This is a genomic window from Pseudomonas ovata, from assembly GCF_003131185.1.
In the GTDB taxonomy this organism is placed as follows: Bacteria; Pseudomonadota; Gammaproteobacteria; order Pseudomonadales; family Pseudomonadaceae; genus Aquipseudomonas; species Aquipseudomonas ovata.
Genome location: NZ_QFFU01000009.1, coordinates 16,481 through 31,300 on the forward strand (window position 1 = coordinate 16,481; position 14,820 = coordinate 31,300).

A 14,820-nucleotide genomic window follows, 5' to 3' on the forward strand; every position below is an offset into this window, starting at 1 on the left:
CAATAGCGCCGCTGTTCATAACATAGCGGACATATTTTCCTGAATGGACAGCCCATGGACTCGCTCAATGGCATTGCCTTCTTTGTCCAGGCCGCCGACACCCGCAGCTTTTCCGAAGCCGGGCGCAACCTGGGCGTGTCGGCCTCGGCCGTAGGTAAAAGCGTGGCACGGCTCGAACAGCGGCTGGGCGTACGCCTGCTGCACCGCAGCACTCGCAGCATCACCGTCACCCCGGAAGGCGCGCTGTTTCTGGAGCGTTGCCGCCGCGTATTGGGCGAACTGGAAGCGGCAGAGCTGGAGTTGTCACACAGCCGGCAGGCACCGCAAGGCCGGTTGCGGGTCAGCCTGCCACTGGTCGAGCGCCTGGTGATGCCCGCCCTCACCGGCTTCATGCACCGTTACCCGGCCATCGAGCTGGACCTGGATTTCAGTGACCGTCTGGTGGAGGTCATCGAGGAGGGTTTCGATGCCGTGGTGCGTACCGGTGAGCCGCATGATTCGCGGCTGATGTCGCGGGTGCTGGGGCATTTCCAGATGCGTCTTGTTGCCACGCCCGAGTATCTGACGCGCTGCGGTACTCCACTCACCCCCGCCGACCTTGCCGGGCATGCCTGCCTGCGGCACAAATTTCCCAGCACGGGCAAGCTGGAAACCTGGCCACTGCAGCCTGATCCGGATCAGGCCGAGCCACGGGTGCCGGCCTCGATGGTATGCAATACCATCGAGACGCTTTTATATGGGGTGCTGGGTGACCTGGGCATTGCTTGCCTGCCGGACTTTCTGGTCGATGCGTTTATCGACCAGGGACGGCTGGTCAGCGTGCTGGAAGCGCACCTGCATTTTCAAGGCACTTTTCGCCTGCTCTGGCCGTCGAGCAAGCATCTGTCACCCAAGCTGCGGGTATTTATCGACCACATGGTCGAAAACCTGTTCAAGCCCGGCGCGGTGGCGGACCTGTCGGGACAAGCAATCCGTAATGATAGTGACTATCGATAATCTCGATAATTTTTGTCAGCCCCGTGATGGTACGGTGCACCTCGATGAATCACGGCCTGGCGGCCCGCTCCGGCGGCCGGGCTCGCGCTCCATTCATCAACCCCTTTGGTTAGATCTGTTTGGCCACCTCACGTCATGTGCGGTGGCCTTTTTTATGCGCGGACTTTATCCCGGGGCCTTTGGCGGCGTGATCGACATGGCCGCGTCACAGCTCCAGATGATCGACCACGCGCCGGCGTTCGTTGTCATTGCGCATGTCGTAGCTGGCGGTGGTCGCGATATGGGTGTGGTGCGCCAGTTTCTGGGCGATGGAAAGGTCGAATTCTTCGATGACACGGGTGATGAACGACCGGCGAAAGTCGTGCGGCATGATGTCCACGCCGACTTGCCGGCCGCGCTGGCGGGCAATGAAGTAGATCGCGTGCTTGGTGATGCGCTCGCGGGTGATGTGATTGCCACGGCGGATGCGGTTGAACAGAAAGGCATCGTCCGGCTGACCGGCTGGCAGTGCGTCACGGCGCAATTGCAGCCAGGCTTGCAAAGCGTCGAAAGCCCACACCGGAGCGTACTTGATCAACTGCTTGTTGCCCTTGCCCAGCACGCACAGACAACGCTGTTCAAAGTCCACCTGGTTCAGGTCGATGTTCACCGATTCAGACTTGCGCATGCCCGAGCCGTACAGCATGGCGATGATCGCCGCATCGCGCCGTCCTTGCGGGCGTGGGTCCGCGGCACAGACGTCCATCAGTTCACGGATCAGGCTGCGACGGATATTGCGCCCACGGCCGAGCCGGGTACCGGGCATGGGCTTGACCGAGCGAATCCTGAGTAATTGGTCATGGCTGATCAGGTCCTGGCGCCAGGCCTCATTCATCACCCCGCGAATGGCATTGACGTACAGCGAAGTGGTGTTTGGCGCATAGTTGTCATCACGCAAGGTAGCCACCAGAGCGGTGATATGACCCGGTTGCAGGGTGTGCCACGGCACATCGGCAATGTCCACATCGACCAGTCCCAGCCGGTCGGCGGCATCCTGCAGCACGTAGCGCATGGTCTGCCGGCTCGAGGGCGCCAGGCGGTCCATGTACAGGCGCAGCGGGTTGCTGACGTCCGGCAGCATGACCGGGGTGGAACGGGGTTGCTCTGGCATAGTCTGGCGGTTGAAGCCGCTCCTGTTGGGTCAATGGCACAGTGTGGGGCGGGTCAGCGGTTGACGTCGACCACCACGCGTCCGCGTATTTCACCGGCGATCAGACGCGGGGACTGCTCGATCACGTCGCTCAGACCGATTTCATGGCTGATCAGGGTCAGCAAGGCCGGGTCCAGGTCGGTCGCCAATCGCGCCCAGGCCTCCAGGCGGTCCTCCAGCGGACGGTTCACGCTGTCGATGCCGGCCAGGGTCACGCCGCGCAGGATAAACGGTGCCACCGTGGCGGGAAACTCCATGCCCTGCGCCAGGCCACAGGCGGCAACGATGCCGCGATAACGGGTGGCCGCGCAGGCATTGGCCAGGGTATGGCTGCCCACTGAATCGACCACGGCCGCCCAGCGCTCCTTGAGCAAGGCCCGGCCCGGCTGGTTGAGTTCATGGCGGTCAATGATGGCGCTGGCCCCCAGTTGCCTGAGGTAATCGCTTTCTTGCGGCCGGCCGGTGGAGGCCACCACCTGATAGCCCAGCCGGGCCAGCAAGGCCACGGCAAAGCTGCCGACCCCGCCATTGGCGCCGGTCACCAGTACTTCGCCATCCTCAGGTTTGACACCGTGCTTTTCCAGGGCAATGACGCTGAGCATGGCGGTGTAGCCTGCCGTGCCGATGGCCATGGCCTGCGCAGGCGTGAAAGCCTCCGGCAAGGGGATTAACCATTGACCCTGCAGACGCGCGCGCTGGGCCAGACCGCCCCAGTGGCTTTCGCCAACACCCCAGCCGTTGAGCACGACCTTGTCGCCGGCCTTGAACCGTGGGTTATCACTGGCCTCGACCGTACCGGCCAGGTCGACGCCTGGCACCATCGGGAAACGCTTGATGATGGGACTGCTGCCGGTGATGGCCAGCGCATCCTTATAGTTCAGGGTGCTGTGCGAGACCTGCACGCTGACATCGCCTGCTGGCAGATCGTGTTGCTCAAGATCACGCAGGCCGACGTGATAGCCCGCGTCGTCCTTGTCGATGAGGATGCCTTTGAATGAGCTGCTGGTCATGTCGCCTCCTGAAGAGTCATCGTTTTGAGCGCGCGGGCGTATGGGGTTATTGCGGCAAGCCGCGCAGGAACCCGGCAATGAACGTATTCAACGGTGCCTCGCCCTGCACCAGCCGGGCACGCAGCACAGCGCCCTCCCAGCCGATCCAGAAAAACGCCGCCAGTTCGTCGCAGTCGGCACTGCGCCCCAGCTCACCGACCGCCTGGGCGCTGCGCAGGCAGGCGGCCAGGCGCGCCTGCCAGTCGAGCTGGATCTGCTCCAGCACGGGCCGAAAGCTCTCGGGCAATACGCTGATTTCCTGACCCAGATTACCGACCATGCAGCCGCGCCGGTAATCATGACGCGCCATGCCGACCTTGGCGGCCTGTACAAAACCGACCAGCCGCTCCAGCGGCGACAGGGACTCATCGAGCAGGTACCGGTCGAGCAGGCTGGCAAAATACTCGGCGTAGCGGTCCAGCACTTCACGGGCAAACAGCTCTTTGCTGGGAAAGTAGTTGTAGAAGGAGCCCTTGGGGATCGAGACCTGCTTGAGCAGAAAGTCCAGCCCGGTGGCGGTGAAGCCCTGTTCGGTAAGGACTTCAAGACCACGACGGATCAGGACTTCGCGGGTTTCCACGTTGTCCCGATCAAGCTTGGGTGGACGACCAGGGCGGCGCGCTTTGGCAATAGGATCATTCATGACAAGAGATATTAGACCGGACGTTTTAAAAGTCAATTGCCACGTGTCGTGCAAGCGACAATGACCGACTGCAGACTGCGCAGTCGGCAGCATGAGAGACAGCGCTGTAAACGCCCATTCCCGTAGACGGTTTAACGCTATATATTTCAGTACATAGCGAAATGCCCCCTACCCTTTGCCGGAGCCGCTTCATGCGTGCATTGCCCTTGTCCTTGATTTGCAAATCCCTTGTCATCACAGCCACTGCGTGGGCCGTCTTGCCTGTATACGCCGCTGAAGTACAGGTCGCGGTCGCGGCCAACTTCACCGCCCCGATCCAGGCGATCGCCAAGGATTTCGAACAGGACACCGGCCACACGCTGGTCGCCGCTTTCGGTTCCACCGGCCAGTTCTATACGCAAATCAAGAACGGTGCGCCGTTCGAAGTGTTTCTTGCCGCCGACGACACCACCCCCGCCCGGCTTGAACAAGAGGGCGACACCGTCAAGGGCTCGCGCTTCACCTATGCCGTCGGCACGCTGGCGTTATGGTCAGCCAAGGACGGTTATGTCGATGCCAAGGGCGACATTCTCAAGGCCGACACCTGGCAGCATTTGTCTATCGCCAATCCCAAGACCGCGCCTTATGGGCTGGCCGCCACTCAGGTGCTTGAAAAGCTGGGGCTGACCGCGGCTACCCAATCCAGGCGTGTCGAAGGCCAGAGCATTACCCAGGCCTGGCAATTCGTTTCCACCGGCAATGCCGAGATCGGTTTCGTGGCCCTGTCGCAGATCTACAAGGATGGCAAAATCAGCAGCGGTTCGGCCTGGCAGGTGCCTGCCGAGCTACATGACCCGATCAGACAGGATGCGGTAATCCTCAACAAAGGCAAAGACAACGCGGCCGCCACCGCCCTGATCGACTACCTGAAAGGCCCCAGGGCCGCTGCAGTGATCAAGTCCTTTGGGTACACGCTGTAAATGCCGTTGGACAGCGGTGATCTGGCGGCCATCTGGCTGACGTTCAAGCTGGCTTCGCTGACCACATTGATTTTATTGGTGGTCGGCACCCCCATTGCACTGTGGCTGACCCATACCCGCTCCTGGCTCAAGGGTCCGGTCGGCGCCATCGTGGCCTTGCCCTTGGTACTGCCGCCCACGGTGATCGGCTTTTACCTGCTGCTGTTGCTGGGACCGCACGGCTACATTGGACAACTGACCCAAAGCCTGGGCCTCGGCACTTTGACCTTCAGCTTCGCCGGGCTGGTCATTGGCTCGGTGGTGTACTCCCTGCCCTTCGTCGTACAGCCGCTGCACAACGCCTTTGCGGCCATGGGCAGCCGTCCGCTGGAGGTGGCCGCCACCTTGCGGGCCGGGCCTTGGGACACGTTCTTTCATGTCGTGCTGCCCCTGGCTCGACCTGGTTACCTGACCGGCGCGATTCTGGGATTTGCTCACACGGTGGGCGAGTTCGGGGTGGTATTAATGATCGGCGGCAATATCCCGGACAAGACCCGCGTGGTGTCGGTACAGATTTTCGATCACGTCGAATCCATGGCGTACGAGCAAGCCCATTGGCTGGCCGGACTGATGCTGGTATTTGCTTTCGTGGTGCTGCTGGCGCTGTATACCAGTGGCAAGAACAAGACTGTCTGGAGCTGAATGATGAACGAGCGCCTGCACATCCGCATCAAACTGGCATTCCCTGACTTCAGCGTGGACGTGAACCTGGACGTTCCGGGTCAGGGCGTGACCGCGCTGTTCGGGCACTCCGGCTCCGGCAAGACCACCTGCCTGCGCTGCGTGGCCGGGCTGGAAAAGGCATCCGAAGCCTTCATCGAGGTCAACGGCGAGGTCTGGCAGGACAGCCGGCGCGGTATTTTCGTCCCCACTCATAAACGTGCCCTGGGCTATGTCTTTCAGGAAGCGAGCCTGTTTGCCCACCTGAATGTGCTGGACAACCTGCAATTCGGCCTGCGCCGCATTCCAGTGGCGCAACGCAAGGTCAAGGTCGAACACGCCATTGAGTTGATGGGCATCGGCCATCTGCTGGCGCGACGCCCGGACAAGCTGTCCGGCGGTGAACGACAACGCATCGGCATTGCCCGTGCCCTGCTCACCAGCCCGTGCCTGCTGTTGCTCGATGAGCCATTGGCAGCGCTGGATGCCCGGCGCAAGGCCGAGATCCTGCCGTACCTGGAGCGCTTGCACACCGAGCTGCGCATTCCCATGCTCTATGTCAGCCACTCACAGGACGAAGTGGCACGGCTGGCCGATCATCTGGTATTGCTCAGCGAAGGCCGCGCCGTGGCCAGCGGTCCGTTGCAGGCCATGCTGGCCCGGCTCGACCTGCCAACGGCACTGGAGGCTGATGCCGGGGTGGTGATTGAAGGGGTGGTCACCGATTTCGATCCGCACTATCAGTTGCTGACCCTGAACCTGCCCGGCAGCGACCAACAGATGCGCATCGCCCATGGCCCACTGGCGCCTGGCAGTCGCCTGCGTGTCAAGGTGCAGGCACGGGATGTCAGCCTGACCCGGCAGGTCGACGAACACAGCAGCATCCTCAATCGCCTGCCGGTCACTGTTGTCGGCCAGGCACCTGCCGAGCACCCGGCGCATGTGCAGGTATTGCTCGACGCCAGCGGCACGCCCTTGCTGGCGCGTATTACGCGTTACTCAAGCGATCAATTGCAGTTGCACCCAGGCCAGCCGCTCTGGGCCCAGATCAAGAGCGTTGCCGTCCTGGCCTGATTCCTTCTTGAGGTTTCCCTCTTCCTCCGTCGGCAAAGCCCGACTCAGCGTAGGCAAGATCTGACAGACCTTGCCCGTGCCCCTGATGAAAACTAAGGCCTTGCTCGCACTCATTGCCATGCGCCGACGGTCCGCCGCGCTCACTTCTTTGTAACGACGACAACACTGCACAGAAATAATTTCGATACTTACATTGTAAAGAGCAATGATTCTCAGCATCATTGGCGCCGCACACTCAACTGCAAATGATTCTCAAAAAAATAATCAACACTTGGATTTTCACAGGTAGCGTTACAGATGACTAAAATGCCCGCCCTTACCCGCCCGACCCACACGCTGATGCTGTCCGCCCTCGGACTGGCCGTCGCCTCTTGCGCCGCCCAGGCGCTGGCCGACCAGACACGCAGCAGCGCGCTGCAACTCGACAACATCAACGTCGATGCTGCCGGCACCGGCGACTACAAGACCGAACGCTCGGCCTCCAGCAAAATCGCGGCGCCCCTGCTGGACACTCCACAGACCATCACCGTGGTTCCGGCGCAGGTCATCCAGGAGCAACAGGCCCTGAGCCTGCGGCAAGTGCTGTCCAATGTTTCAGGCATTACCTTCAATGCGGGTGAAGGCGGCGGTGGTTCGGGCGACAGCATCAATATTCGTGGCTTTTCAGCCAACAGCAATATCCAGATCGACGGCCTGCGCGACAGCGCCCAGACCAGCCGGACCGACACCTTCAATATTGATCAGGTCGAAGTCATCAAGGGGCCGAACTCGGTGTTCGGCGGCGCCGGCACCACCGGCGGCAGCATCAACGTGATCAGCAAGCAGCCTCAGGATCGGGCCTTTACCCGCCTGGGCGGCAGCCTGGGCACCGACGACTATTACCGCATGACCGTCGATGCCAACCAGCCACTGGAAGGCGTCGGCACCGACAGCGCCTTTCGCCTGAACCTGATGGGCCACAAGAACGATGTGGCCGGCCGCGACCAGATCGAGCGCGAGCGCTGGGGCATCGCCCCGTCCCTGCGCCTGGGCCTGAGCGACTCTACGCGCCTGACCTTGAGTGCCTTCCACCAGACCGACGACAACACCCCCGACTACGGTGTGCCGGCCCTGGACGGCAAAAAGCTGGCCGGTGTCAGTCGCGAAGACTATTTCGGCTGGAAGAATCTCGACAAGGAAAAGATCGAACAGAACGCGCTCACGGCCAACTTCGAGCACGACTTCAACGATAACCTGCGGTTGCAGAACCTGACGCGCTACAGCCACATCACCCGCGACACCACGGTATCGGCCTCGCACGTCAACACCAGCGGCCTGCCAGCCGGCCAGTACCTGCCTGCCGGCCCGCAAGCCTATGGCCGCCACGCCACCACGGAAATGTGGATCAACCAGACCAACCTGCTCAGCAACTTCAATGTGCTGGGCATGCGCCACGACCTGGTCACGGGCGTGGAGATTTCCCGCGAAACCCTGGACCTGAAAACCTACAGCTACAACCTGACCGGTTTCCCGGCCAACGGTTATTCGCTAAGCAATCCGCCCGGTTATTGGGGCGGCGCCACCAACAAGGCCACCAGTGGCTACACCGAGACCGAGCTGACCAACCAGGCCGTCTATGCCTTCGACACCATTGCCCTGCACGAGCAATGGGACCTGAACCTGGGCCTGCGCTACGACCGTTTCAAGGGTGAGGCCGAAGGCTTTTCACCTGATCAAGTGCGCACGACCCGCTTCAAGTCTTCTGATGAAAAAGCCAGCAGCCGCGTCGGTCTTGTCTACAAGCCGGTTGAGAATGGGCGCATCTATGTGGCCTGGGGCAACTCGTTCAACCCGTCGGCCGAAAGCCTGGCGTCCAGCGGCGGTGGCTTGAGCCTGACCACTGAGAACCTTGATCCGGAAAAGAACCAGACCTGGGAACTGGGCACCAAATGGGAGCTGCTGGACAAGCGCCTGGAACTGGATGCCGCTGTGTTCCGGGTTGAAAAGAGCAATGCTCGTGAAACCATGGCCGACGGCTCAACCCAACTGGCCGGCGAGCAACGCGTACAAGGTGCAGAGATCGGCGTGACCGGGCACATCACCGACAAGTGGGATGTGTACGCCAACTACACGTTCCTGGACAGCGAGACGCTCAAGGCCGCTGACACCGCAGCAGGAATTGCCCGCGAAGGCCAGGCGCTTGGCAACACGCCACCACGCTCGTTCAACCTGTGGACCACCTACAAGCTGCCGGCCGGTTTCACCGTAGGCTACGGTGCGCGCTACGTCAGCGAGCGCAATGTGACGTCCAGCACCACCGCCAAACTGGATGACTACCTGGTGCATAACGCCATGCTGGGTTATCAGGTCAATCGCAGTTTCGACCTGCAACTGAACGTGAACAACCTGTTCGACAAGGACTATGTCGAGCGCGTTCGCCAACAGAACGGCACCACCGCTCGTTCTTCGGCGCTTGAATACGGTGATGCCCGCTCAGCAATCCTGTCGGCCAACTACGCGTTCTGATACGCCCTGCCGCAGCCTTGCGGGGCTGCGGCTTTTTACTGCGTGCACCAAGCGGGTCCAGCAGCCCGCCGCGCATCAGACCATTTGAATGGTTTTATTCTGCGAACCCACTCAAAAAATCTGACCCTGCGACACTTCATCGGGTCAAGCGCTTGATTTGAAGCGGGCGAACTCAAGAGTTCTCGGCGCTGTGATGTAATGCCATATACCCATTAAAAGGATTATGGAAACAGAACGCTGTGGCACGCTCCATTTTTTTCAGTACGCCGATGGCCAATGCCATATTATCCGGCAAGAAGACCGTCACCCGGCAGGTCATTCCCGCTTACCCTGCCGCCTCGTGTCCCTACGGCCCTCCCGGCAGGCACCTTTGGCTCAAGGAGGATTTCTACGCCTACGGCTATTGGTCGTCGAAATACAGCGAGCTGAAAAAGCGGACACTCTGGCATTTCATCGACATGACCTTGGAATCGGGGCAGGCCTACCAGTTTTCTGCACCCGAAGGCTACGCCAGGCAACCGCGCATAAGTACGGGGCCGCTCTGGTGGTATCGACCCGGGCGCCACATGCCCCGGCAGGCGTCACGCATCGAGCTTGAAGTGACCGATATCGGCAGTGAACAGTTGCAAGACATCACGGACGAGCAAGCCAGTGCCGAGGGTTTCTATCCCATTCATGACAGCACCCATGTCTATTTTGCCAACCACATGCCCGCGCCCTATTCCGGGCTAAGCCCAACGGCTGTCATCGCTTTCGCGACGTATTGGCAGAACCTGCACAAACGGCATGCCTGGCACGACAATCCGTGGGTATGGGTCATCCGCTTTCGACGGGTGTTATAGGGACACTCAAATTTCAGGCAAAGAAAAGCCCGCGATGGGGGGGAGCGGGCTTAAAGGACACACTTGGATTCGGGGTAATCATAGGGCCCCGCTTGTGAAAAGCCCGTGAAGAAAGCGTCGTTATTTCGCGGACAGGCCATTCTTTCGGCGAACCCGATGTCGGGTCATTTGTCATGATCTCGTACGCTGTACTTTACAACGCCGAGGATCGTCAGCTCATCCTGCTCCACAATATGCCGTGGCGGATAATGGCTGTTTTCAGACTTCAGGATCACTGCCTCATCCTGCAAATGCAGACGCTTGCATAACGGCTCGGCGTTGAGCAAGGCGACAACGATGTCATCGTGTTCTGCGTAACGACTGCAATCGACAATGGCCAGGTCGCCATCGAAGATGCCTGCGCCTTGCATGCTGTCGCCCTGGATCCTGGCGATGTAAACATGCGGCGCCCGGACTTCGAACAGTTCGTCGAGGGAGATTTTTTTCTCGACAGGGCCTGCGACGGGTGCGGGAAACGCTGTCGGCGACCTGGACGAATGCAGCGGGAGCGGGATGCCACCTTTGGCCAACTGACCCAGAAATACGACACTCATGGTACAAGCCTTCGAGACGTGAGGTAGGGAAACAAACGATAACTGTATGCATATACAGTTAACGCTGAGTCTCGATGGCGGTCAATGTTTTATATGGGAAATTTCGACAGGAGGCGCCTCGCGTGTGGTCGCTATGCGCTTTATCAAGGTATGGACCTGCTCGGCCTTGAGCTCGTCTATCTCATCAGTCTTTTGTGGATCAAATGAGCGCCGAGGAATTGTGCGGCCATCCAGCCAAGGAACAGGCAGGTACGGGTTTCACGATCAATGTCTGGCACTTCGTACGACACCCAGGCGCCTACCATTATCAAGGCCAGGTGCATCAGTAACCCGACCATTGTCCAGAAGAGCATGCAGAGCATGTTCCACATTTCTTTTATAAAAGCCATATCGGATTCCAGGCGGTTTGCATCATCGCTTTTTGGCCACAGCCAGAAAACAATATTGTGCTGCCAAACAAAAGGCCCGGACATCGATCCGGGCCTTTTGTTTGGCAGCCAGCAGTTTATTCCTCATCAATCAGGCTGTCAGTTCTCGCACTGCCGTTTTCCCGATTCGTCTGGGCGTCCTGGTCAGAGCCAGGATTGCCAGGAGGCGGGTTCCAGTCTTCCGGTCTTTGTTGAACGCCCTGCCCTTGCCCGGTTCCTTGTTTAGGCTCCGAAGCGGCCTGCTCGATACCTGAACCGTGGCTACCCCCCGTATCAGGGGATTGTTCAGCGGGTCCTGGATACGCAGCTTCAGGTCCGTTGTCTTCGATGGTCATGACGAATCTCCTGTGTACAACGCAGGACATCTGCGCATAACCGTGAGAGAAGCGACACTGAACGAAAGTGCCGAGGGCTCGACGAGTGGTGACCGTCGACACCCGTACAGCAGCGGTGTTGCGCAGCAGGTTCGTCAACGCACGCGAGGCAGCCGGCATCGAAAAGTCAGCGTTTCAGTTCACCATGCCTTCCACCGCTTCGGCCAGCGCCAGCATGCCGGCCACCGCGCCCCTGGAATTGCCCTCGACATCCTTGAGACCGATGCTCAAGGCTTCAAACGCTTGAGCGGCCGACGACTCAGCGTCGCTGGTGGCCTCGCCGATCTTCTCGGCCATGTCGACCAGCGCATCACGGGCGCCTTCGGCCTCGCCGCCAGCGGCAGCGGCCGCACGCCCGAAAGCGTCTAGGTCTTCAACCGCCTCGCCAAGGGTTTCGGCGGTCTGCGCCAGCGCCGTGATGTCCGCGGCTTTCTGGATGGTGCCGCTGATCAAGGCGCCCACGCTCAGCGCAGCGGTGATCGCGCCCAGCGCGTTCTGGGCATAGTCCTTGAAGGAGTCCCCGACCTGGCCTGCGACCGCATCGGTGTCGCGCAAGCGCTCAAGCAGATCGTCGGCGGCGTTCTCGGACCGTTGCGCCCCCTCTTCCACGCTGCGCGTGTCGGCCTGGAACAGGATGGTAAAGGTGTCGAGTAATGACATTCAGCGCCCCTGTTTCTTGCTGTGCTCGATGGCCAGCCATTCGTTGTAGCGGTTGGCCTGGACGATCTCCCACAGCTCAAAGGCTTCCTCCAGGTCTATGGTCGACTTGAGTTCGGTGCGCGTGGCAAATCCCGCGCTGACGATGGCGGCAAAGAATCCATCAGCGTTTGGATAATCAACGGAAGGTGCTTCTTGACGAGCCCTTCCAAGAAACCTGAGGGGCCGCCGTTGCCGAAAAAACTGGTGTTGTACTCCAGCATGGCTAGGTGGCCACGATCTTGATCACGTCACGGGCGATCTTCTTGCCCTTGGCGGCGCGGTTGGCCTCAAAGAGGATCTGCAGGTTGTTATCCGCCTCGCTGCCGGGAATCACATTGATGCTCGGCAGGATCGGTTGCGGCGAGCTGTACACCACCAGGTCGCCGTTCACGTTCATGGCGGCGGTGGCGGCCGTCACCGCCGACAGGTCGAAGGGATCGGCATCGTCGGCAAACTCGGTGACCGGAAAGCCGTTGGGGAATATCTTGCTGGCGACGATGTTGAGCGACAGGCCGGTGCCTGATACGTCGTACATGGGCGAAACCTCAAACAAGCCCGAACAGGCGGGCATGAGTTATTGATGGAATGGGCAAACACGGGCACCCCGCCGAGGCGAGGTGTATAAAGATCGATAAATGGTTACAGACTTTACAAATTAAGCAGTGTATTTTGTCTTCAGTTGGATACACTCACCTCATGACTTACGAAATCCGACAAACCAAGATTTTTGCCCAATGGCATGCCGCCTTGCGTGACATGCGCGCCAGAATCGCCATCGCCCGACGCATTGAGCGCGCCGCTGCTGGCAACCTGGGCGACATGAAGAGCGTCCGCGAGGGCGTTTCTGAATTGCGTGTCGATATAGGCGCCGGCTACAGGGTCTATTTCACTACCCGCGACCGCACATTGATCGTGCTATTGGTCGGCGGCGACAAATCAACCCAGTCTGCCGACATCAAGCAGGCAATTGCACTGGCCAAGGAGGTCTGATCATGACCGATACCCTACTGCCGTTCGATATGGCGGCAATGCTCGACAGTGATGAAGCCATCACTGAGTACCTTTCCCAGGTGTTGGCCGATGGCGACACCGACGAACTGATCCGCGCGGTCGCCCACGTCGCCAAGGCGCGTGGCATGGCGCAAATCGCCAAAGACTCCGGTCTTGGCAGAGCCAGCCTGTACAAAGCCTTGGCGCCGGGCGCCAAGCCACGCTTCGATACCATCATGAAAGTCATGCGCGCCATGGGCGTCGAGCTTTATGCCAGGTCACCTGCGCATCCTTAAATAAGGTTGTGCGAGCCTTCGATTTTGCGCACCACGTCGTTCTTGCTGTAGGCAAGCGTGTACTGGGCAATGTGTTCGGTCACACCGTTGTCGCCGGTGCGCTGGATGATGCGCACCGCTGCCCAGAAGCCATTGGTCTGCACATCGCGCCAGGCGTCGGGGTCGCCGGATAGCTGGGTGATTGCGATCTGCTGGGTAACGGTCAGGTCTTTACCGACAATGATGGTGCCGTTGAATTTCGCCTGGTTGACCGCTTCGATCACCACGCCCAGCACCATGCCGCGCGCGTCGTTGTTGGCGGGGATCTTGCCGATGGCCAGTTGCAGGCTCAGCAGCCTGGCGGTCAGGTACGCCTTGAACCATTGCTCGTTGGCATGCATGTTCATGTCCAGCGACGCGGTGGCATCGCCCATCAGGTAACCGCGCTGGAAGAACGACAGTTTCTGGCCGGCGTTGGCGGTCTCGCCGTAATAGCTTACGCGCAGCTTGTCGAGCACGTTGGCCAGGGCATTGCTGCTGACGTCCGGCGACATGCCGGGTACCTGCCGGTACATGTAGTTCACCGTGGCGTTACGCCGCTGGTAGTCGGTCGCGGCCATGATCGCGGCAGGGATCGCCTCCTTGTACTGGCCTGCAATGCCGCTCAGCACCAGCCCCACCGAAGGAAAACCGCGCAAGGCGGCGTAGAACGATTCGGTGGCGGTTTCACTGACGGCGATCAACAGCATGTATTTGACGTTGAGCGCCGCCACGTAGTGCGCCAGCGGTACGGCCTGCTCCAGCGTCAAGGTTGGAAAACTCAGCGATCCGAACGAATCGGTAATGTCCTCGGCGGCCTGCAGCGCTTCGAGCGGTATCTGCGCTTCTCTGCCGAGTGAATGAACCGCCAGCATCTGACCCCAGCCCAACAGGAACGCCAGCTCATCGTCCACGGCTGCTGGCCCGGCCATGCCACCAGTCAGGGTAAAGATGGCGGCTACCGGGTCGTACGCCACTGTGGCGCCGGTCCATTGTGCACCGCCAGCCGCGTGCCCCTGGATAAGGGTCTGCAGGGTGTTTGCCACTTGGGCAAAGGTGGTGGCGCCGGACAGGTCGATGGCGCTCAGCGTGGCAGTCGTCTCACCCAGGGTCAGCACCAGGGTGCCGCCGGCCACCCCGTTGAAGTGCGCCAGGGTGTTGCCGGTCTTCACCCCGAAGATGCGCGGCGGTCGTGCCACGTCGGCGTAACCGGCGAAACGGATTTTCTGCGCCTGGCTGACCGGTGCCGGACTGATATAGCTGAAATACTGATTGGCGAACGTCGCCTCAGGGCTGGTCGCGCCAAAGTAGGCGTCGGCATCGCCTTTTCCCATCGTTACCACGGCATCAAGCGGCACGCGGGGGTCGGTCGTGAAGCGCAGGCCGACCAGCTCGCGTTCGGCCACCGACTGCCCACCCGCCACGCCGGAGGTGATTTGGACATAACGATCAATAGAAATGGTCAT

Annotated in this window: 17 protein-coding genes; 8 read left to right on the plus strand and 9 right to left on the minus strand. The window is 60.4% G+C overall.

Annotated features, from left to right (window positions below):
- The first annotated feature begins 54 nt into the window (after window positions 1–54).
- The gene (locus DGA31_RS14040; RefSeq protein ID WP_109512947.1) at window positions 55–996 is read left to right on the plus strand and encodes a LysR family transcriptional regulator; all 942 of its coding nucleotides are present in this window, start codon (window positions 55–57) and stop codon (window positions 994–996) included.
- Window positions 997–1,201: 205 nt separating this feature from the next.
- Here the strand turns inward: DGA31_RS14040 and DGA31_RS14045 are convergent, their stop codons facing one another.
- From DGA31_RS14045 to acuR, 3 genes are read right to left on the minus strand one after another with little or no spacing between them, the layout of a single operon-like run.
- Entirely contained in the window at window positions 1,202–2,146 is a 945-nt protein-coding gene (locus tag DGA31_RS14045) for a site-specific integrase (protein ID WP_109512948.1), read from the minus strand.
- A 53-nt stretch (window positions 2,147–2,199) separates the two neighbouring features.
- Complete coding sequence (acuI, locus tag DGA31_RS14050; protein ID WP_109512949.1) at window positions 2,200–3,195, minus strand: acrylyl-CoA reductase (NADPH); 996 nt, start codon at window positions 3,193–3,195, stop codon at window positions 2,200–2,202.
- 46 nt (window positions 3,196–3,241) lie between these two features.
- Window positions 3,242–3,877, minus strand: coding sequence for an acrylate utilization transcriptional regulator AcuR (gene acuR, locus DGA31_RS14055; RefSeq protein WP_056839688.1), 636 nt, complete (start codon window positions 3,875–3,877; stop codon window positions 3,242–3,244).
- Between the two features lie 191 nt (window positions 3,878–4,068).
- Here acuR and modA point away from each other — a divergent pair, with 191 nt between their 5' ends.
- The 5 genes from modA to DGA31_RS14080 all read left to right on the plus strand — a co-directional run bounded on the left by modA (window position 4,069) and on the right by DGA31_RS14080 (window position 9,956).
- A complete protein-coding gene (gene modA, locus DGA31_RS14060; protein WP_109512950.1) occupies window positions 4,069–4,836 on the plus strand; it encodes a molybdate ABC transporter substrate-binding protein in 768 nt (255 codons plus the stop codon).
- A complete protein-coding gene (gene modB, locus DGA31_RS14065) occupies window positions 4,837–5,517 on the plus strand; it encodes a molybdate ABC transporter permease subunit (RefSeq protein ID WP_109512951.1) in 681 nt (226 codons plus the stop codon). It abuts the gene before it with no gap.
- Window positions 5,518–5,520: 3 nt separating this feature from the next.
- Window positions 5,521–6,609: a molybdenum ABC transporter ATP-binding protein gene (gene modC / locus DGA31_RS14070; protein ID WP_109513067.1), complete on the plus strand. Its 1,089-nt coding sequence runs from the start codon at window positions 5,521–5,523 to the stop codon at window positions 6,607–6,609.
- A gap of 297 nt (window positions 6,610–6,906) precedes the next feature.
- Window positions 6,907–9,114: a TonB-dependent receptor gene (locus tag DGA31_RS14075; protein ID WP_109512952.1), complete on the plus strand. Its 2,208-nt coding sequence runs from the start codon at window positions 6,907–6,909 to the stop codon at window positions 9,112–9,114.
- A gap of 239 nt (window positions 9,115–9,353) precedes the next feature.
- Complete coding sequence (locus DGA31_RS14080) at window positions 9,354–9,956, plus strand: hypothetical protein (protein WP_109512953.1); 603 nt, start codon at window positions 9,354–9,356, stop codon at window positions 9,954–9,956.
- Between the two features lie 164 nt (window positions 9,957–10,120).
- Here DGA31_RS14080 and DGA31_RS14085 read toward each other — a convergent pair whose 3' ends face one another.
- The 5 genes from DGA31_RS14085 to DGA31_RS14105 all read right to left on the minus strand — a co-directional run bounded on the left by DGA31_RS14085 (window position 10,121) and on the right by DGA31_RS14105 (window position 12,585).
- Window positions 10,121–10,549, minus strand: coding sequence for a LexA family protein (locus tag DGA31_RS14085; RefSeq protein ID WP_109512954.1), 429 nt, complete (start codon window positions 10,547–10,549; stop codon window positions 10,121–10,123).
- Window positions 10,550–10,725: 176 nt separating this feature from the next.
- Complete coding sequence (locus DGA31_RS14090) at window positions 10,726–11,022, minus strand: hypothetical protein (protein WP_152035036.1); 297 nt, start codon at window positions 11,020–11,022, stop codon at window positions 10,726–10,728.
- 32 nt (window positions 11,023–11,054) lie between these two features.
- Window positions 11,055–11,312 carry a hypothetical protein gene (locus DGA31_RS14095; protein WP_109512956.1) on the minus strand — a complete coding sequence of 86 codons (258 nt, stop codon included), beginning with the start codon at window positions 11,310–11,312 and terminating at the stop codon, window positions 11,055–11,057.
- A gap of 174 nt (window positions 11,313–11,486) precedes the next feature.
- Window positions 11,487–12,011 (minus strand): hypothetical protein, encoded by a 525-nt coding sequence (locus tag DGA31_RS14100; protein ID WP_109512957.1) that lies wholly within the window; start codon window positions 12,009–12,011, stop codon window positions 11,487–11,489.
- 262 nt (window positions 12,012–12,273) lie between these two features.
- Window positions 12,274–12,585 carry a phage tail fiber protein gene (locus DGA31_RS14105; RefSeq protein WP_152035037.1) on the minus strand — a complete coding sequence of 104 codons (312 nt, stop codon included), beginning with the start codon at window positions 12,583–12,585 and terminating at the stop codon, window positions 12,274–12,276.
- 161 nt (window positions 12,586–12,746) lie between these two features.
- Between DGA31_RS14105 and DGA31_RS14110 the strand changes: the two genes are divergently transcribed.
- Window positions 12,747–13,040, plus strand: a complete 294-nt coding sequence (locus tag DGA31_RS14110; RefSeq protein ID WP_109513068.1) for a type II toxin-antitoxin system RelE/ParE family toxin — start codon at window positions 12,747–12,749, stop codon at window positions 13,038–13,040.
- Window positions 13,041–13,042: 2 nt separating this feature from the next.
- Window positions 13,043–13,336: an addiction module antidote protein gene (locus DGA31_RS14115; protein WP_109512959.1), complete on the plus strand. Its 294-nt coding sequence runs from the start codon at window positions 13,043–13,045 to the stop codon at window positions 13,334–13,336.
- Here the strand turns inward: DGA31_RS14115 and DGA31_RS14120 are convergent.
- Window positions 13,333–14,820: a DUF3383 domain-containing protein gene (locus tag DGA31_RS14120; protein ID WP_109512960.1), complete on the minus strand. Its 1,488-nt coding sequence runs from the start codon at window positions 14,818–14,820 to the stop codon at window positions 13,333–13,335. The two genes, DGA31_RS14115 and DGA31_RS14120, sit on opposite strands and share 4 nt — an antisense overlap.